Raw genomic sequence first — 17,311 nt, 5'->3', positions numbered from 1 at the left:
GCGCGGGCACGCCGCGGCCCCCCGGGTGCTGCCGCGCGGGCAACTCCGAGGGGCTGCGCTTCGGCGTGGCCTGCCGGCCTGCCGTCAGGTGCTGCTGCGCCGGCGGGCCGGTGCGCGGGAGGCCGACTTGGGCTCCCGGGGCAGCGGCTTCGACGGTGCGGTGTCCCTGACGTCGAGCACCTCGTCGTCGTCCCCGGTGACGGGCAGCGGGTTGCCGTCCTCGGTGGCGAGCACCTGGTCGCCGTACAGGTCCTGGAGCCAGTTGGTCTGGTAGATGGTGTCGAGGTAGCGCTCGCCGAGGTCCGGTGCGATGGCCACCGCGGTGAGGTCACCGGCGTCGTGCCGGGACAGCCAGTCCGTCGCGCCGCTGACCACGGTCCCGGTGGAGCCGCCGAACAGGAAGCCGTGCCGGGCCATGCGGTGGCACATCCGGATGGTGTCCGGCTCCTCCACCCGGATCACCTCGTCGACGAAGGACTCGTCGAGCAGCGGCGGGCGCATGCTCATACCGAGGCCCGGGATCATCCGGCGGCCGGGTTCGCCGCCGAACGCCACCGAGCCCGCCGCGTCCACGGCGACGATCCGCACCGGCCGGTGCCACTCGCGGAAGTAGCGGGCGCACCCCATGAGGGTTCCGGTGGTGCCGGCGCCGACGAACAGGACGTCCAGTTCGGGGAACCGGCGGGCGATCTCCGGGGCGGTCGTACGGTAGTGCGCCGTCCAGTTGCCCGCGTTGGTGTACTGGCTGAGCCAGACGTACCGGTCGTCCGACGCGCACAGCGAGCGGACGTACTCGATCCGGGTGCCCAGGAAACCGCCGTTCTCGTCCTGGTCGGCCACGATGTGCACCTCGCTGCCGAGTGCCTCCATCAGGAGTCTGGTCGACAGGTTGCAACGGGAGTCCGTCACACACAGGAACCGGTAGCCCTTGCTCGCGGCGATCATGCTCAGCGCGACGCCGAGGTTGCCGGAGGAGGACTCGACGAGGACGGAGTCCGCTTTGAGGATTCCGTCCCGTTCGGCGTTCTCCACCATCTCGTTGGCGGCCTTCAGCTTGATGGATCCGGCGAAGTTGAAGGCCTCGCACTTCAGATAGAGCGGGTGTCCGCAGATCGACTCCAGGTCGACATAGAGGTCGCCCTCGTTGAAGGCGTAGGGAGCGGAGATGACAGGCACGGCGGGCCTCCTGGTGCCGGGCCGAGGACGACGGCCTCAGCCGTACCGGCGCAGTTCGTGGAAGAAGTCATCGATGAGACAGAGGTCCCCGGCCCGGGACACCTCGTCGTGGACGTACTTGCCGACGGCGAGGTCGAGGACGCCGAGTCCGAAGGGCGAGAAGACCACCGGGCGGTCGGGCGGCGGGGCGGCCCGGCCCGACATGACGTCGCCGAGGGTCCCGTTGAGGAAGTCCCGGCTGCCGGTGAGCTGTTCGACCAGATGGGGTGACGTGTCGGCCTTGAGGCAGTGGTCGACGTCGTCGACGAAGTTGGCCGCACCCAGCAGGACCTCGGGGGCGAGGTCGCGCAGGGACACGTGCAGGACCAACGGGTTGTGGGTGAACCAGGCCGGGTCCGTGACATGGGGCTTGCCCGCGATGGTGGCGAAGACCACGAGGTCGCTGTCGCGGATCAGGTCCTCGGCGCGGTCGTGGACGGTGATCCGCGCGCCTGTGCCGGTCTGCTCCAGATAGCCTCGGAAGCCGCCGGCGCTGTCGGCGGACAGGTCGTGCACGCCGATCTCCTCGAAGTCCCAGCCGGTGCCGGCCAGGAAGGTGTGGATGTAGCGGGCGATCAGGCCGGTGCCGAAGAACCCGACCCGGGTGGGGCGGGTACGGCCGCGGCTGAGCCAGTCGGCGGCCAGTGCCGCGGAGGCCGCGGTCCTGGTGGCGCTGATGATGGAGCTCTCCAGGCAGGCGAACGGGTAGCCGGTGTCGTGGTCGTTGAGGACGAGCACCGCGGAGGCCCGCGGCAGCCCGGTGCCCACGTTCTCCGGGAAGCTGGAGACCCACTTCAGGCCGTCCACCCGGACCGTCCCGCCGAGGGAGGCCGGCAGTGCGATGATCCGCGAGGTCGGCCGGTCCTCGAAACGCAGGAAGTACGACGGCGGGTTGACTGAGTCCCCGGCGTCGTGCAGCCGGTAGACGGCCTCGACCAGCTCGACGAGGTCCTTCTCACGGCCGCGCAGCGCTCGTTGCACCTGACCGCCGGTGATCACCGCGAAGGTCGGCGCGGCGGCCCGCTCGGGCGAACCCGCCGGGGCGGCCGACGACAGTACATCGGTCATCGTTCGCTCGCCTCCAGGGCCGGGCAGTCCTCGGCCGGCCGGACGGGTTCGCCCATGCCGACCAGCACCTGCCGTTCGCCGGTGAACGCCTCTCTGCTGTGCGCGGTACGGATGTTGTCCACCAGCAGCAGGTCACCGTGGTGCCAGGGCTCGCGCCGGGTGTGCGCCTCGTAGGTGCTGTTGATCAGCTGGACGACGTCCTCGCCGATCGGACTGCCGTCGCCGTGGCGGGTGTTGAACGGCAGTCCGTCCGCGCCGTAGACGTCCACCAGGTACTCGCGCACCTCGGGTGCGAGGGTCCACTCGTTGAGGAAGGCGATCTGGTTGAACCAGCAGCGCCGGCCGGTGAGCGGGTGGCGGACGACGGCGGTACGGCGCTGTTCGGTGCGCAGGGAGCCGTCGGGCTGCCAGTCGAGTTCGATGGCGTTGGCCCGGCAGTAGCGTTCGATCTCGTCGCGGTCGCCGGTGCCGAAGGACTCGGTGAGGCCGGCGCCGATCTCGTCGTTGTAGGTGCGGGTCAGGATCCAGCCCTCCCGCTCGAACCGTTCGGCCAGTCCGGCGGGCAGTGCCCGCAGCACCTCCTCGGCGTCGGCCACCGCGGTCGCCCCGCCCTGTTCGGGCGCGGTGAGGCAGGCGAACAGCATCAGGCCGGGCACCTGGAGCCGGTAACTCAGCTCGTGGTGCATGCACATGGGCTGGTTGGCCGGCCAGGGCGTGGACGCGTAGACGCCGGGGCGGTGGGTCTCCCGGGGGGCGAACGCCTCCCGTTCGGCGATGAGTTCGCCCGCGAGCTGTCCGAAGACGGCGCCGGCCCGGTCCGGGTCGCGCAGTCCGAGACCGCGGACGACCAGTGCGCCGTGCTCGGTGACCTGTGCGCGCAACGCCTCGCGGTGCTCGGCCGCCCACTTCGGGGGGTCGTCGGGTGGATCGACGTGCAGCAGTGCCGGCTTGTCCGGCCGCAGCTCCACGTCGAGCGGTGATGCCAGGGAGGAGAACGGCATCTCGGGTTCCTTTCGGTCGACCGCCTGGGGTGTGACGGGTCAGGAGGAGGCGAGGGGAGGACGGTGGTCAGGACGGCGTGCCGGTTGCCTCCGCCAGGGTGAGCACCGGCTCCGGGCGCTGCCGGGCCGGGCCGTCGAGGAGAGCGGCCAGGTCGGCGAGGACCGGGTTGCGGGTGATGTCCTTCAGGGACACCGCGCGGTCGAGGGCCAGGCTGAGCTTGACCGCGGTCAGGGAGGTGCCGCCCGAGTCGAAGAAGTGGTCGGTGCGGCCGATCTGTGTTTCGGGCACGCCCAGCAGTTCGGCCCAGGCCGCGGCCACTCGCCGCTCGCTCGCGCCGAGTCCGTCCCCCGCCGCCCGGTCCATGGCGGCGGCCGCGCGGTGCGGGTCGCCGGTCGGCGCGGTCTCGGCCAGCCTGGTCAGGGCCTTCTTGTCGATCTTCCCGTTGGCGGTCAGCGGGAGGCTGTCCTGCCGGTGGAAGGCCGAGGGGACCATGTAGGCGGGCAGCGCCGCGCCGAGCGCCGCGCGCAGCGCCTCCGGCTGCTGCGGGCTGCCGGAGTAGAAGGCGATGAGCTGCTTGCCGCCGCCGGACCGCTCGGCGACGACCACCGCGCCGTCCCGTACGCCGGCCACCCGCAGCAGGCAGTTCTCGATCTCGCCGATCTCGATGCGGAAGCCGCGGATCTTGACCTGGCTGTCCCGGCGGCCGAGGAACTCCAGCTTGCCGCCGGGGTGCCAGCGCCCCCAGTCGCCGCCCAGGTAGAGGCGCTCGCCGGGCCGGTACGGGTCGGTGCGGTACGCCTCCCGGGTGCGCTCGGGATCGTTGACGTAGCCCCGGCCCACGCAGACTCCCGAGAAGGCGATCAGCCCCGGGGCACCCAGCGGTACCAGCGACAGGTGCTCGTCGACGACGTGGACGCGGGCGTTGTTGACGGCCCGGCCGAGCAGGATCCGGTCGGGCACCGCCCGGAGGAGTTCGTGGTTGGTGTCGTCCGACGTCTCGGTGAGTCCGTAGGCGTTGAGCAGCGCGATGCCCGGCTGGACCGCGAACCAGCGCTGGACCAGCTCCCGTTTCAGCGCCTCGCCGGTCACCGACACGCACCGCAGGTCGGGCAGGGTGCGCGGGTGCTGCTCCAAGAAGGAGACCACGACCTCCAGGTACGACGGCACCAGCTGGGCCACGCCGACCCGGGCGTGCTCCAGGGTGTCGGTGAACCGTGCCACGTCCGTGATCACGTCCTGCTCGACCAGCAGGGTCCGCCCGCCCACCAGCAGCGGGGCGACCAGCTGCCACAGGGAGATGTCGAAGCACTGGGGGGCGGTCTGTGCCACCACGGTGCCCTCGCCGATCGCCAGGTCGTCGATCTTGGCGTGCAGGTGGTTGAGCATGCCGGCGTGTTCGCACATCGCGCCCTTGGGCTCGCCGGTGGAGCCGGAGGTGAAGTAGATGTAGGCGAGTTGGCCGGGTTCGACGCGGACGCCGGGATCGTCGTCGGCGTGCGGTTCGGCGTACGCCGTGTCGAAGGGCAGCTTCTCGACGTCCGGCAGGGCGGCCAGTGCCCGGTCCAGGGTGCCGGTGCTGCCGGACTCGGCCAGGACCAGGCGGCAGCCGGCCCGGGACAGGGTCGCCTCGATACGGCCGGCCGGGAAGTGCGGCTCGACCGGCAGGTACACGCCGCCCGCCTTGAACACCGCCAGTACCGCAGCCAGCCAGTCGAGGGTGCGCTCGGAGACGACGGCGACCACGTCCTCCCGGCCCGTTCCCCGGGCCAGCAGGGCACGCGCCAGCCTGTTGGCGCGCCGGTTGAGCTCGTCGTACGACCACTCCCGGGAGCCGTGTACGGCCGCAACGGCCCGCGGATGCGCCCGCACCCGCTGTTCGAAGAGTTCGTGCGCGCGGGCGTCGGGCAGCGGGCGGCGCGGCCCGGCGAGCTCTTCCAGCTGCTCGCGCAGTTCGGCGGGCGACAGCAGGCTCTGCCGGCTGTGGTCGGCGTCGGGGTCCGCGGTCATCAGCCGCAGCGCGGTCAGGTGGTAGCCGCCGACGCGGGCGGCGGCCCCGGCGTCCAGGACGTCCGTGCGGTACCGCAGACGCAGTGTCAGCCGGCCGTCCCGGTCGGACCAGCGCACCTGGAGGACGCTGTCGTCGGCGGGACTGCCCGCGGCGCCGAGGGGACCCCAGTCCACCTCGAACGGTGGCTCAGTCAGGCCGAGTTCGTGGCGCAGCCGGGCCACCGGGTGGTCCTGGTGGGCTCGCACCCGCGCCTCGGCGTGCCCGGCCGCCGTGAGCAGGGCGGCCCAGCTCCCCGGGGGGACGGGCACCCGGCACGGCAGCGGTTCGGCGCCCGCGCCAAAGGCATGCCCGGTGACCACCTCGGGCTCGCCGGAGAGCACGGCCAGCACCTTGAGGTGGGCGGCCAGCAGCAGGACATCGGCCGACAGGCCCTGCCGCGCGGCCAGTTCACGCACCGCCCGGGTCACGTCGTCCGGCACCGGTGCCTCGTGATCGGCCGTTCCGGGCACCGGTTCCCGCACCCACCGGGGCACGGTGGTGGCACCACCGGCGGTCAGTGTCCGGGTCCAGAACTCCCGGTCCGTCTCCACGCGCGTTCCCATCGAATGGCCTTCCTCAGCTCACGGTCGCCGTGGCGGCGTCAAGTGCGGTCGCGACCCGGCCGACACCGGCGGACCGGCTGTCGCGGTCCGGTGTGTCCACCGCGGGATTGCCGCCCCACTCGGCGTTCGGGGGGACTTCCTCGCCCTTCATGAGGAAGGAGTCGGGCGCCAGCACGGAGCCGTCGCCCATGGTCACGCCGTAGTGCACGTGGGCCGCGACGCCCAGCGTGCAGCCGGCGCCGAGCGTGGTGACGTCGGACTTGAAGGTGCCGTCCTCCTGGGAGTGGCACTGGATCTTGCTGCCGGCGTTGAGGGTGCAGTCGTCACCGATGGTGGCGAGGGTCCGCTCGGTCAGGTAGCAGCCGTCGTCGAACACCCGGCGGCCGATGCGTACCCCCAGCAGCCGCCAGACCAGGCTCTTGAACGGGGTTCCGTTGAAGATGTTGAGGAAGTGGTCCGGCACCTTCCACAGCCGCTCGTGCCACCAGAAGTACGGGTCGTAGATGGAGCACAGCCGGGGGCGCAGCGCGCGGAAGGCGCCGAGGCAGCGCTCCACGAGGATGAAGTAGCCGGTGGAGAAGGCGAGGGTGAACGCCAGGTAGCCGGCGATCACCACGTGTCCGAGCACGCCGTAGAGGTCCACGGAGGCGAGACCGAAGAGGGTGAGCGCGAAGGTGTGCAGCCAGCGCACCATCAGCATGAGCGCCATGGAGCGGAGGTTGTAGCGGTTCTTCGCGGCCAGCCGCTGGCGAAACGTTTCTCCAGTGCGGAGATGGTCGAACCGGGTGTCGCGCTCCACCGAGCGGGGGATCTCGAAGCACGGTGAGCCGAGGAGACCCACGCCCTCCCGGATCTCGCCGTCCAGGGGGACCATCACCTTCGTCGCGAGCAGGCAGTTCTCCCCGGTCCTGGCGCCCGCGGGATAGGCGATGTTGTTGCCCAGGAAGTTGTGCGCCCCGATCGACGCCCGGGACAGCCGGAAGGAGGTGCTGGAGAAGTCGGCGTTGAGGACGGAGAGGCCGTCGGCCACCATCGTCCCGCTGCCGACGCTGACCAGCAGCGGTGTCTCGTGCTGCACTTCGGTGCCGAAGTTCGACCCGGTCTGCTCCACCTGCGACAGGTCGTATCCGATGCCGCGGAGGTAGCCCACGATGTAGGAGCTGTCGCCGAAGAGCCAGGCGAAGAACTTGACGTTCGTCATGCGGGCCGTGGTGCGCTGCAGCGCGTAGTGGAAGCCGTAGAGCGGGTAGACCTTGTCGGGCCTGACCAGGAGGCCCACCAGGCGCGGCAGGGTGCACAGGGCCGCGAGTCCCACGGCGAGGAACCCGAAGAACAGCACGGCGGAGAGCAGCAGCGCGTCGGGGAGCAGTTGCGACCAGCCGAGCGCTGCCGTCGTCGGGTCGAGTCGCTTGCCGATCGCCGGTACCTCGGTGAACAGCATGTAGACGCCGCCGACGGCCAGCGGGATGTACAGGAGGATCAGCTGGAGCAGGGTGCCGAGGCCGAACCAGGCGCGGCGCGCGGTGCCGCAGTTCGCCGGGGCGATCCGGAGGTAGTCGGTCCGGGTGCGCTCCGCCGGGGATCCGTGCCAGTGCTGGTCGTCCGGGACGGCCTGGCCGCGGTGCAGGGCGGAGGAGTGGCCGAGCTGGGCGCCGTGGCCCAGTGAGGTGTCGATGTCCAGGACGGTCTTCTCGCCCACGAAGGCGTCCGCGCCGAGGGTGATGCGGCCGGTCTGGATGTGTCCGGCACAGGCGCGGTAGCCGAGGAAGAAGGAGTCCTTGCGGATCACCGTGCCCGCGCCGATCGTCAGCAGATCCGTGCAGACGGGAACGGAGTGGGAGAGGATCGTGACGCCCTTGCCGATCCGTGCGCCGAGGGCGCGCAGGTACAGCACGTAGAGCGGGGTCCCGGTGAGGAAGACCATCGGGTTCGCGTGCAGCAGCACCTTGACGAGCCAGAAGCGCAGATACGTCAGGCCCCAGACGGGGAACTCACGGGGGCGCCAGCGTCCGACGAGCACCCATTTCGCCACGACGGGGAACGCGCACAGCGCCACGAACGCGGCGCTCCCGAAGAGCAGCGACCGCAGATAGACGTCGGCCAGCCCCTTGCCGGTGGCGATCCACTCGTAGCCGGCGGCGGTGACGAAACCGGAGACCAGGGAGTAGCCCAGGAACGCCAGCAACTGGAGCGTTCCGCAGAGCAGATGGGCCCACCGGTTCGCGTCCGGGGCCGGTGCCGGGGTCGGCACGGGCGGCTGCGGGGTGTGCACCGGTTCGGCGGGAGCGGGGACGCTCTCGCCGAGAGCCGCCACCAGGCTCTGAATGGTGGGGTACCGGTAGATGTCCCGCATGGACGGCGACGGCAGGTCGGGTGTCTTGCGTATTCGCGCGCAGAACTGGGCCATCACCAGGGAGTTGGCGCCGAGGTCGGCGAAGAAGTGGCCGTCGGCCGGGACGGACTCGGCGTCGAGGAGGTCCGCCAGTGCCTGCGCGAGCCTCCGCTCGGTATCCGCCCCTGTGGGGTCGGCGCCGGTCACGGCGACGGCAGGTCCATCCGGCTCCGACACCACCTCGGAGGACTGTTCCACCATGCGATCTCCTGGAGAACGTGGATGTTCCTGATCACGAACCGGCGGATTCAGTCTGTCCGGATAAAGGCACCATCTGCCACTTGTCCCGTTGATTTGGGCGAGCGCCCGTCATGAGCCGTCAGGCCTGTATTCCCTTGGTTTCACGCCGGGAAGAGGAGTGCGCGAATCACCCGAACGGCGGCCCCCCGGGCGGCGGCCTCACACGGATCCGGGCCCCGCGCCGAAGGGAGTGCTCACCTACGGCGCGGGGCCCGGATCCTCAGGGCGGGTCAGTCGTCGGCGTCGCCCGCCGCGGCGGCGGCGGTCTCCTGTGCCGCGATGCCGACGAAACGGCGTACGGCCTCCACGGGCATGTCGAGCCCTTCGGAGGCGGCGCGCTCGTCACCGAACACCTGCACTGCCTCGGCGACGGCCACCGCCAGCTCGGCTTCCGCCTTGCGGACCTTCACCTCGGCCTTGTCCACCATGTCGACCACCGCCAGCTGGCGGCGCTGCTTCTCCTGGAGTCGCTGTTTGCGAGAAGGCGCTCTGTCTGAGTTCTGCACAGTCACGACCAAGATCATATGCAGGCCGACGCACCCGCACGAAATCGGCAACTCAGGTTCCCCGAAGCCCTGTTCACTCCCCCGTCGGCTCCGGCGTCAGGCCGTCAGCGTCGCCCACACCGCGTGGCCGCTGGTGAGCCTCGACCGGTCGACACCCCAGGAGTCGGAGAGCTGCTCGACGAGCAGCAGCCCCCGGCCGCTCTCGTCGTCGGGACCGGGCGCACGCCGGGGCAGGCCGCGGCCGGAGTAGTCGTGGTCGTGGACCTCCAGCCGCAGGCATCCGTCGGCGACCAGTCCCATACCGCACAGGATCCGCACACTCAGTGTGTGGATGACGGCGTTGGTGGCCAGCTCGGAGACGAGCAGCACCGCGTCCTCGCACAGGTCCCGGGAGAGTCCCCACTCACTGAGCCGGGCTCTCACGGAGCGGCGGGCGACTCTGACGCTCGAGCGGTGCGAGGGCAGCTCGATCCAGTGCGCGCGGTCGGGCGCGACGACGTCTAACAGGTCATGGGGGGAGGTCACGTGGGGGGACACGATGGCTGCCTTCCGTAAGGCGGGCACGGCGGAGAGCGGACGGAACGGGCAGAGCAGGCAGAGCGGGCAGGGCTCGGCAACGGCCGTACGGGGAGCGGGACATGCCCCGTGTTCGTGACCGCGATTTACTCAAGTAATCATGCGCGTAAGCAAGTTCAGGCTGCAACCGACTCCCTGATAATTTCAGAATGCCGGTATCGGTCTGGCTGCTTCAGCAAGTGCCTGTCACACTCGTCGGGGTGACAGACCCTCAGGAGGTAGGGCGTGAGCGAAGGCCGTTCGAACGCGGGTAGCGCCAGTGCGCCCACCGTGCTGCGCATGATCCTGGGCCGCAGGCTCCAGGAGCGGCGGCAGGGAGCGGGCGTGTCACTGGACGACGCGGCACGGGCGCTTCGGGTCACCCCCCTGACCATCCGCCGCCTGGAGAAGGCGGAGGTGGCACTCAAGCCGCTCTACGTGGAGAAACTCCTGGAGACCTACGGCGCCGACCGGCAGGAGCGCGACGAGTTCGTCGCCTTCGCCGAGCGCGCCAACGAGCCCGGCTGGTGGCACACCTACCGGGATGTGCTGCCCACCTGGTTCAGCGCCTATGTGAGCCTGGAGACCGGCGCGAAGACCCTGCGCACCTACGAACCGCACTACACCACAGGGCTGTTGCAGACCCGGGAGTACGCCCGCCACGTGCTCAGCGGCGGCTTCCCGAACGACAGCGACGAGGACCTGGAGCGGCGGGTGAACCTGCGGCTGCGCCGGCAGGCCCTGCTGGAGCGCTCCGACGCGCCGACGCTGTGGGTGGTCATGGAGGAGGCCGTCCTGCACCGGGTGGTCGGCGGGCCCGAGGTGATGCGGGAGCAGATCGAACGGCTGCTGGAGGTCTCGGAGCTGCAGCATGTCAGCGTCGACATCGTCCCGTTCACCGCGGGTGCCCATGTCGGCGCGTGCGCCCCGTTCACCTACTTCCGGTTCGCGGAGCCCGAGCTGCCGGACGTCGTCTACACCGAGATCCTCTCCGGCGCGATGTACCTGGACCAGCGCTCCGACGTCGTCGCCCACCTGGAGGCGCACAGCCGCATGTCCCTGCTGACCTCCGACGCGCACAGCAGGGCGCTCCTGAACCGCATGCGCAAGGAGTACTCATGACCACCTTCGACGCCTCCTTCGACACCTCCTTCGACGGCAGCGCCCGCGACGTGTACAACGGCATGCCCGCATCGGACCTGGGCGAGCAGGGCTGGGAGTCGCCCTGGAGCGGCCCGAACGGCGGTCAGTGCGTGCAGACGAAACAGCTCGCCGACGGCCGGATCGCGCTGCGGCAGTCGACGGATCCGGCCGGCCCCGCGCTGATCTACACCCCGGAGGAGATCACCGCGTTCGTCGCGGGGGTCAAACGGGGCCTCGCCGACCATCTGACCACCGGCTGACCTCTCCCCCACGCACCCCCTCTGAAAGGTTCAGGATGACCAACTCGCACGCGGCGCGGGACATCGACACCAGCAGGCCCCACTCCGCCCGCATGTACGACTACTACCTGGGCGGGAAGGACCACTTCGACGTCGACAAACTGGCCGCGGAGACGGTGGCCTCCGCCTATCCGGGCATCTTCGTGTGCGCGCGGGAGAACCGTGCCTTCATGCACCGGGCCACCCGCGTCCTCGCCCGGGAGCACGGCATCCGGCAGTGGCTCGACATCGGCACCGGCATCCCCACCGAGCCCAACCTGCACCAGGTGGCCCAGTCCGTGGTCCCCGAGGCCCGGGTGGTGTACGCCGACAACGACCCGCTGGTGCTCAAGTACGCCGAGCGTCTGATGCGCAGCACCACGGAGGGCCGTACCACCTACATAGAAGCGGACGTCAACGACCCGCAGACGCTGCTCGACGCCCCCGAACTGGCCGAGGTCCTGGACCTCGGCCGGCCGGTGGCGCTCTCGCTCAACGCCCTGATGCACTTCGTGACGGACGCGCAGGATCCGTACGGCATCGTCGGGCGGCTGCTGGACGTGCTTCCCTCGGGCAGCGCGCTCGCCCTGAGCCACTGCACGCCCGACTTCGACCCGGCCACCTGGCAGAAGGTCACCGACATCTACAACAACGCCGGTACGCCGGTGCAGTTCCGCTCACGGGCGGATGTGACGCGGTTCTTCGAGGGGCTGGAACTGCTCGACCCCGGCGTGTCCGTCGGGCACCGCTGGCGCCCGGACGCCGAGCCGACCGCCACCGACGCGGAGGTCAGTCTGTGGACCGGGGTGGGCATCAAGCCGTAGGACCACTGCGAGGGGGGAAGCGCTCCTGGGCTGTCGTACCGCATGGGGGTGCGGTACGACAGCCCGGGGGTGTCAGCCGATGTGGTAACTGTCGCCGTACACCTTCCAGTTCAGCGGGGTGTTCAGGCACAGGTTGCCGTTGCGCAGGAAGACCCGCTGCTCGGTGTCGACCCGGGTGGTGTCGCTGTGCGCCTCCTCCTGTTTCATGGCCCAGACCCGGGCGTCCAGGAAGGCGTTGAGGTACGTCGTCTCGTTGCCGCCCTGGGCCGGCGGCTTGGCGTGGCCGAGGGCGCGCTTGCGTATGTTGCGGAAGCTGGTGGCGTCGTCGCCGTCGCCGTGCATGACGATGGCGTCGTAGTAGGTGAACTGCCCCAGCGTGCCCAGCCCATCCGTCTTGCCCTGCTGCACGGCCGGGTTGAAGTACACCCGGTCGCGTTCGTCGTTCTGGGCCTGCTGGAACGCGGTGTCCTGGGCGGCCTTGCGCCAGTCGGCGGGGAAGTTCGGGTCGAGGCCGCTGTGCGAGTCGGTGCCGTTGACCCGGCGCAGCGCGGGCAGGTACTTGGCGAGCACGTTGGAGGGCTTGCGGTCGGTGTAGAGCTGGACGAGGTCGAGCATGTCGCCGGTGCCGGAGCAGAAGCCGATGATCCCGGCGGTGTAGCCGCGGCCGTCGCCGATGTCCTCGATGTACTTGTACTGCGCCTTCCAGTCGAGCGAGGAGTTCTCCGCGCTCGACACCAGCTTCATGGCGATCTCCTTCTTCGCCGGGTCGTCGAGGCCGACGCAGCTCGCGGCCGCCTGGGCGGCGGAGGCGTGCCCGGGGCGCAGCAGCACGGCGCCGGCGCCTACGGCGGACGCGCCGAGCAGGGCCAGCAGGGTGCGGCGGGAGGTCAGGACGGGGTTCGTCGTGGTGGTGTCGTTCGGATTCCGCACAGGGGCTCCAGTGGGGGGCTGGGACGAGCTTCCGATAGGAAGGTTTCCTATCAGTAGAGCCCGGTGTTGTGTACCCGTCACACGTAAAGTTCGTAGAGTCGAACAAGGCCGCCGACGCGGCGCGGGTCACCCGGTGGCGGTCCAGGCCTTCGGTCCGGGGCCGCGCCACTCGATCAGCTCGGGGTCGTCGACCGTCGTACTGGCCTCGGGCAGGCCCGCGCGGCGCAGGAACTCGACGATGTCGAGCAGGTGGTACGCGATGCCGACGTACTCACCGCGAATGGTGACCCGCCGGCCGCCGTCGGGGCCCGGCGGCTGCACGATCACAGGCGCGCCTTCCATAGTGTCCGGATGCCCCCTGACGGCACGGATCATGCCGGGGACAGGGCCACCCGGCGGATGCCCGCGAGCGACGACGAGACCCTCCGACCATTAGTGGAATATTCAACCAACTGGATCCGTTGTGCGCGTCGAAGGAGGTCAGGAGTGGACACGACGTACGAGACGGGCTACTACGACCGGGGAACCGCGGCCGAACGCTGGGACCGGGCGCAGCTGTTCTTCGACGCCAAGGACTACGCGGGCGCCGCGCGGGTGCTCGCCGGGCTGGTCGAGGAGGTGCCGGAGCAGACCGGACCCCGGCTGCTGCTGGCGCGCGCCTACTACCACTCGGCCCAACTGCGCAGCGCGGAGGCCGAGTTGCGCAAGATCGTCGAGCGCGACCCGGTGGAGCACTACGCCCGGCTGATGCTGGGCCGCACGCTCCAGCGGCAGGCCCGGCACGCGGAGGCGGAGCCGCACCTGCGGATCGCCTCGGCGCTGGCCGGGGACTTCCCCGAGGACTGAGCACCGGTGCCGAAGGGCCCCTGGAACCACGGCGTTCCAGGGGCCCTTCGGCCGTCACAGCGGGGTGGCCGCGGACAGGATCAGGAACAGGGTGACCGCCGAGTTCGCCGAGGACATCGCCGACACGAGGGTGCCCGCGGCGGCGCCCCAGACGGCGAGGCCGGCCGCGGTGAACGTGGCGGGCCAGCTGCGGGTCACCGGGGCGGGGCCGAGCAGCGCCGCGACCCGGCGCGGCACCGGACCGGTGGCGGCCAGTGCGGCCAGCGTCGGCGCGGGGGTGCCGCGCGACAGCAGCGCCGCCTTGCCGATGGCACGGGCGACCGTACGCCGGTCCCCCACCGCGCGGGCCGCCGCCTCGTCAGCCCACCGCTCGGCCGTGTAGACGACGGCGGTGCGCAGGGGCCGCAGAAAGGGGTTGGCGCGTGCCGCCAGGTGGACGGCGAGCAGGTGCCGGTGGTGCCGGGCGACGAGATGGGCGCGTTCGTGGGCGAACAGGGCCCGGCGCTCGCCGGGGGTGAGGCCACGCAGGAGCGCGGTGGTGACGACGATGCGGTCGGGGAGCGCATAGGCGTAGGGGGCGCTGTCGGGCAGGACCGAGACCTCCCGGCCGGGCAGTCCGGTCAGCGCCCGGCGGGCCAGCCGGGTGACCCGGCGGTGCCGGCGGAGGGTCCGGCCGGACAGGACCGCGACCGCGGCGAGGGCGGGAATGGCGGCGCGGCCGGCGACCTCGTCATGCGGGACGGCGGCCCGTACCTCCGGGTCGGACCAGCCGTCCGGGAGGGGGTTGCCGGGAAGCTGGGCGGTGCCGACGACCATCAGCAGGGCCAGGCAGAGCGTGCTGCACCCGGCCATGACCACGGCCATGGCGGTGAGCAGCCGGGTGGCGGTACGCGGATGCAGCCGTCCCTCGGCCAGCCGGGCGACCGGCCAGGCGGTCAGCGGCAGGACCAGCGGCAGCAGGACGAAGACCCCCATGGACGGTCAGTCCTCCGTACCGCCGTGGTCCGCGGGCGGGGCGCTCCCGGTGTTCACCCGGCCCGGCCCGGCGGCCTCCAGCAGGGCCCGCAGCACCTGCTCGTCGCCGGGCGGCAGGGCGGTGACGAAGCTGGCGAGCACCGCCTCACGGTCCCGTTCGCCGTCGAGCAGGCGGCGCATCCGCAGCGCGGCGAGCCGGGCCACGTCGGCGGTCGGCGTCCACAGGAAGGAGCGGCCCTGCCGCTCGCGGGCGACGACGTCCTTGGCGAGCAGCCGGGTCAGGATGGTCACGACGGTGGTGTAGGCCAGGTCGCCGCCGAGCCGCTCCTGCACCCAGGCGGCGGTGACGGGACCCTCGGCCTCGCGCAGCGCACCCAGCACCTGGCCCTCCAGCTGCCCCTGCCCCCGCCGGGCCCGCTCCATAGTCCCCGTCCCCCTCCGGCGTCGGCGTGTGGTGACACGCTCGTCCGCGTGTCCGACCACGCTACTTCACGTCGGCCCGGCCCCCGTACGTCCGCCCGCCGCGACGGTGCGCGATCTCCCCGAGCACGATGTCCACGGCGAGGAAGGCGGCCAGCGGGATCCCGAGCAGCGGCACGAACCAGCCGAGGACCGCGATCACCGCCATCGCCGGGACGAGGAGGTACGGCGGGACCTCCGCCCAGGCCCCGCGCGGGATCGGCCGACCGAAGGAGGAGCCGCGGCCGCGCTGCCACCACATGCGGTAGCCCCACACGATCAGCAGGATCAGGGCGAGCGCGAGCAGTGCCAGGGCGAGCTGGTTGACGAGGCCGAAGAGGATGCCGGTGTGCAGGTCGATGCCCCAGCGGGTGAGTTTGGCGAGGACCGGGTAGTCGGCGAAGCGCAGCACGTCGGTCACCTCGCCGGTGCTCGGGTCGACGGCGACGGCGTCCTGCTTCTCGGGCCAGCTGCGCTGCACCTGCCTGACCACGTACGCGCTGTCCGCGTCGGCGGGCGGGACGATCTCGACCGGGTCGCCGAGCCCCTCGGCACGGGCGGCCGCGAGCACCTTGTCCAGGCCGACGCCGTGCTCGGCGTCACCGCCGGTCCCGGCAGCCGTACCGTGCCCCGCGTGGTCGCCGCCGCTCGCCGCCGCCGAGACGGCGGGGGTGGCCTGGCCGAGGGAGGTGCGCAGTTCGTCGATGTTGGCGCCGGCGTAGGCGGACCAGGTCAGGCCGGTCGCGGAGAGGAAGACGAAACCGGCGGCGGCCCACACGCCGACGGTGCCGTGCAGGCCCAGTGTGCGCCGCCGCCCGCTGGTGCCGCGCACCGTGCGCAGGGCCCGCCGGCGGGCGAACCACAGGACCAGGCCGCCGCCCGCGATCACCCACAGCCAGCTCGCCGCGAACTCGCTGTAGAGCCGCCCGGTGTCGCCGAGGTGCAGGTCGCGGTGGAGTTCGTCGATCCAGGTGCGCAGCGGCAGCGCCCCCGTCGAACCGTACTGTTCGAGCGCGCCGCGCACCTTGCCGGTGTACGGGTCGACGAACACCGCGAGGGTGTGGTCCGGGTTCACACCCGCGACGCCCGACAGCAGCACCCTGGTGGTCGCGTCCGCCTCGGGCGACGGCCGTATCGCGGAGACCGTGCCCTCGGGGTGGGCCTTGCGGGCGGCGGCGACCTGTTCGGAGATCGGCAGCCTGGACTCGCCCACCGGGACGGTCAGTTCATGGGCGTACACCAGTTTCTCGGCCTGGAAGGAGAAGGCGTACAGCAGGCCGGTGACGGCGGCGACGAGCAGGAAGGGGGCGACCAGCACGCCGGCGTAGAAGTGCAGGCGCAGGACGAGGGGGCGCAACGGGGCCCAGCGGCTCGGGGACGCGGCCGGGACGGTGGGTTGCGGGGCCTCGCCTGTGGTGGTCGAGGAAGCGGTGGACATCGGCGGGCTTCTCCGGGGAGTCGTGGCTGAGCGGTGACGGTCCAGTAGTCGGGGGGTGCGAGGACCGAGTTCCCGACAGCCGAAGTGACCCGCGTCACACTCCACTCCATGGCATCCTGGCGCGATGGCATCTCCTCACGGTCACGCACCACTTGCCGCCCGGGTCGAGGAACTCCTCGGCCTGGGCGGTCCGTTGCCCATCGTCGCGGCGGGCGACCCGGTCCTGCGACGCGGCACCGAGCCGTACGACGGCCAGTTGGCCCCGGCCCTGCTGGCCCGGTTCGTGGAGGCGCTGCGCGTCACCATGCACGCGGCCCCGGGCGTGGGCCTGGCCGCACCCCAGGTCGGCGTCCCGCTCCGGATCGCGGTGATCGAGGACCCGGCGCCGGTGCCGGAGGAGGTGGCGGTGGCCCGGGGCCGGGTCCCGCAGCCGTTCCGGGTGCTGGTCAACCCGGTCTACGAGCCGGTCGGCACCGCCCGTGCCGCGTTCTTCGAGGGCTGCCTGAGCGTGCCGGGCTGGCAGGCGGTGGTGGCCCGGCACGCCACGGTACGACTGCGCGGCCAGGACGAACACGGCCACCCGCTGGACGAGGAGTTCACCGGCTGGCCGGCCCGCATCGTCCAGCACGAGACCGACCACCTCGACGGCATGCTGTACCTGGACCGGGCGGAGCCGCGCTCGCTGTCGTCGAACGAGGCGATGGCACAGCGCTGGGCCCAGCCGACCCCGGCGACGGCGGCGGAGGAGCTGGGCTTCACCCTGCCCTGAGCGCGCAGCGCCCCGAAAGGGGCGCGGGGAACTGCGCGACCAGCCCCCACCGGCCCGCAGA

The 17,311-nt window shown here is 71.6% G+C and carries 17 protein-coding genes; 5 read left to right on the top strand and 12 right to left on the bottom strand.

The features are described 5' to 3' along the window. Window positions 1–84: 84 nt before the first annotated feature. The 7 genes from sbnA to IEZ11_RS39240 all read right to left on the bottom strand — a co-directional run bounded on the left by sbnA (window position 85) and on the right by IEZ11_RS39240 (window position 9,558). Complete coding sequence (sbnA, locus tag IEZ11_RS39270) at window positions 85–1,176, bottom strand: 2,3-diaminopropionate biosynthesis protein SbnA (protein ID WP_189267815.1); 1,092 nt, start codon at window positions 1,174–1,176, stop codon at window positions 85–87. Between the two features lie 36 nt (window positions 1,177–1,212). Further along, window positions 1,213–2,283, bottom strand: coding sequence for a 2,3-diaminopropionate biosynthesis protein SbnB (gene sbnB / locus IEZ11_RS39265; RefSeq protein ID WP_189267814.1), 1,071 nt, complete (start codon window positions 2,281–2,283; stop codon window positions 1,213–1,215). Further along, a complete protein-coding gene (locus IEZ11_RS39260) occupies window positions 2,280–3,284 on the bottom strand; it encodes a TauD/TfdA family dioxygenase (protein ID WP_189267813.1) in 1,005 nt (334 codons plus the stop codon). The genes sbnB and IEZ11_RS39260 overlap by 4 nt, the downstream gene beginning before the upstream one ends. A 67-nt stretch (window positions 3,285–3,351) precedes the next feature. Then, window positions 3,352–5,895, bottom strand: a complete 2,544-nt coding sequence (locus IEZ11_RS39255) for a non-ribosomal peptide synthetase (protein ID WP_189267812.1) — start codon at window positions 5,893–5,895, stop codon at window positions 3,352–3,354. Between the two features lie 13 nt (window positions 5,896–5,908). Then, a complete protein-coding gene (locus tag IEZ11_RS39250; protein ID WP_189267811.1) occupies window positions 5,909–8,488 on the bottom strand; it encodes a Pls/PosA family non-ribosomal peptide synthetase in 2,580 nt (859 codons plus the stop codon). A gap of 269 nt (window positions 8,489–8,757) precedes the next feature. Next, entirely contained in the window at window positions 8,758–9,039 is a 282-nt protein-coding gene (locus IEZ11_RS39245; protein ID WP_229713632.1) for a hypothetical protein, read from the bottom strand. 90 nt (window positions 9,040–9,129) lie between these two features. Beyond that, window positions 9,130–9,558 (bottom strand): ATP-binding protein, encoded by a 429-nt coding sequence (locus IEZ11_RS39240; protein WP_373295028.1) that lies wholly within the window; start codon window positions 9,556–9,558, stop codon window positions 9,130–9,132. 276 nt (window positions 9,559–9,834) lie between these two features. On the opposite strand from IEZ11_RS39240, the gene IEZ11_RS39235 reads away from it, so the two are divergent. From IEZ11_RS39235 to IEZ11_RS39225, 3 genes are read left to right on the top strand one after another with little or no spacing between them, the layout of a single operon-like run. After that, window positions 9,835–10,710: a Sco1979 family transcriptional regulator gene (locus IEZ11_RS39235; RefSeq protein WP_189267808.1), complete on the top strand. Its 876-nt coding sequence runs from the start codon at window positions 9,835–9,837 to the stop codon at window positions 10,708–10,710. Beyond that, the gene (locus tag IEZ11_RS39230; protein ID WP_189267807.1) at window positions 10,707–10,991 is read left to right on the top strand and encodes a DUF397 domain-containing protein; all 285 of its coding nucleotides are present in this window, start codon (window positions 10,707–10,709) and stop codon (window positions 10,989–10,991) included. Before IEZ11_RS39235 ends, IEZ11_RS39230 begins: the two co-directional genes overlap by 4 nt. A 35-nt stretch (window positions 10,992–11,026) precedes the next feature. Further along, the gene (locus IEZ11_RS39225; protein WP_189267806.1) at window positions 11,027–11,833 is read left to right on the top strand and encodes an SAM-dependent methyltransferase; all 807 of its coding nucleotides are present in this window, start codon (window positions 11,027–11,029) and stop codon (window positions 11,831–11,833) included. Window positions 11,834–11,905: 72 nt separating this feature from the next. Here IEZ11_RS39225 and IEZ11_RS39220 read toward each other — a convergent pair whose 3' ends face one another. Together IEZ11_RS39220 and IEZ11_RS39215 are read right to left on the bottom strand one after the other, a co-directional pair. Continuing rightward, a complete protein-coding gene (locus IEZ11_RS39220) occupies window positions 11,906–12,763 on the bottom strand; it encodes a chitosanase (protein ID WP_189267805.1) in 858 nt (285 codons plus the stop codon). A gap of 126 nt (window positions 12,764–12,889) precedes the next feature. Next, window positions 12,890–13,090: a hypothetical protein gene (locus tag IEZ11_RS39215; protein WP_373295027.1), complete on the bottom strand. Its 201-nt coding sequence runs from the start codon at window positions 13,088–13,090 to the stop codon at window positions 12,890–12,892. 159 nt (window positions 13,091–13,249) lie between these two features. Here IEZ11_RS39215 and IEZ11_RS39210 point away from each other — a divergent pair, with 159 nt between their 5' ends. Then, window positions 13,250–13,609 carry a tetratricopeptide repeat protein gene (locus tag IEZ11_RS39210; protein WP_229713631.1) on the top strand — a complete coding sequence of 120 codons (360 nt, stop codon included), beginning with the start codon at window positions 13,250–13,252 and terminating at the stop codon, window positions 13,607–13,609. 54 nt (window positions 13,610–13,663) lie between these two features. Here IEZ11_RS39210 and IEZ11_RS39205 read toward each other — a convergent pair whose 3' ends face one another. The 3 genes from IEZ11_RS39205 to IEZ11_RS39195 form a co-directional block, all read right to left on the bottom strand. Next, window positions 13,664–14,584 carry a M56 family metallopeptidase gene (locus IEZ11_RS39205; RefSeq protein WP_189267803.1) on the bottom strand — a complete coding sequence of 307 codons (921 nt, stop codon included), beginning with the start codon at window positions 14,582–14,584 and terminating at the stop codon, window positions 13,664–13,666. A 6-nt stretch (window positions 14,585–14,590) separates the two neighbouring features. Then, a complete protein-coding gene (locus tag IEZ11_RS39200; protein ID WP_229713630.1) occupies window positions 14,591–15,007 on the bottom strand; it encodes a BlaI/MecI/CopY family transcriptional regulator in 417 nt (138 codons plus the stop codon). A gap of 61 nt (window positions 15,008–15,068) precedes the next feature. After that, window positions 15,069–16,481 (bottom strand): PepSY-associated TM helix domain-containing protein, encoded by a 1,413-nt coding sequence (locus IEZ11_RS39195; RefSeq protein ID WP_189267802.1) that lies wholly within the window; start codon window positions 16,479–16,481, stop codon window positions 15,069–15,071. A gap of 124 nt (window positions 16,482–16,605) precedes the next feature. Between IEZ11_RS39195 and IEZ11_RS39190 the strand changes: the two genes are divergently transcribed. Continuing rightward, window positions 16,606–17,250, top strand: coding sequence for a peptide deformylase (locus IEZ11_RS39190; RefSeq protein ID WP_189267801.1), 645 nt, complete (start codon window positions 16,606–16,608; stop codon window positions 17,248–17,250). The last annotated feature ends 61 nt before the right edge of the window (window positions 17,251–17,311 follow it).

The sequence above is a fragment of the Streptomyces fuscichromogenes genome (genome assembly GCF_014645815.1).
Lineage (GTDB): Bacteria > Actinomycetota > Actinomycetes > Streptomycetales > Streptomycetaceae > Streptomyces > Streptomyces fuscichromogenes.
Note: the sequence above shows the minus strand (reverse complement) of the source record. Positions and strands in the feature narration are given on the sequence as shown.

Coding starts and splice junctions, on each gene's coding strand:
- sbnB (WP_189267814.1), bottom strand. CDS start 2,283: ATGACCGATGTACTGTCGTCGGCCGCCCCGGCGGGTTCGCCCGAGCGG.
- IEZ11_RS39225 (WP_189267806.1), top strand. CDS start 11,027: ATGACCAACTCGCACGCGGCGCGGGACATCGACACCAGCAGGCCCCAC.
- IEZ11_RS39260 (WP_189267813.1), bottom strand. CDS start 3,284: ATGCCGTTCTCCTCCCTGGCATCACCGCTCGACGTGGAGCTGCGGCCG.
- IEZ11_RS39195 (WP_189267802.1), bottom strand. CDS start 16,481: ATGTCCACCGCTTCCTCGACCACCACAGGCGAGGCCCCGCAACCCACC.
- IEZ11_RS39250 (WP_189267811.1), bottom strand. CDS start 8,488: ATGGTGGAACAGTCCTCCGAGGTGGTGTCGGAGCCGGATGGACCTGCC.
- IEZ11_RS39190 (WP_189267801.1), top strand. CDS start 16,606: ATGGCATCTCCTCACGGTCACGCACCACTTGCCGCCCGGGTCGAGGAA.
- IEZ11_RS39230 (WP_189267807.1), top strand. CDS start 10,707: ATGACCACCTTCGACGCCTCCTTCGACACCTCCTTCGACGGCAGCGCC.
- IEZ11_RS39205 (WP_189267803.1), bottom strand. CDS start 14,584: ATGGGGGTCTTCGTCCTGCTGCCGCTGGTCCTGCCGCTGACCGCCTGG.
- IEZ11_RS39255 (WP_189267812.1), bottom strand. CDS start 5,895: ATGGGAACGCGCGTGGAGACGGACCGGGAGTTCTGGACCCGGACACTG.
- IEZ11_RS39200 (WP_229713630.1), bottom strand. CDS start 15,007: ATGGAGCGGGCCCGGCGGGGGCAGGGGCAGCTGGAGGGCCAGGTGCTG.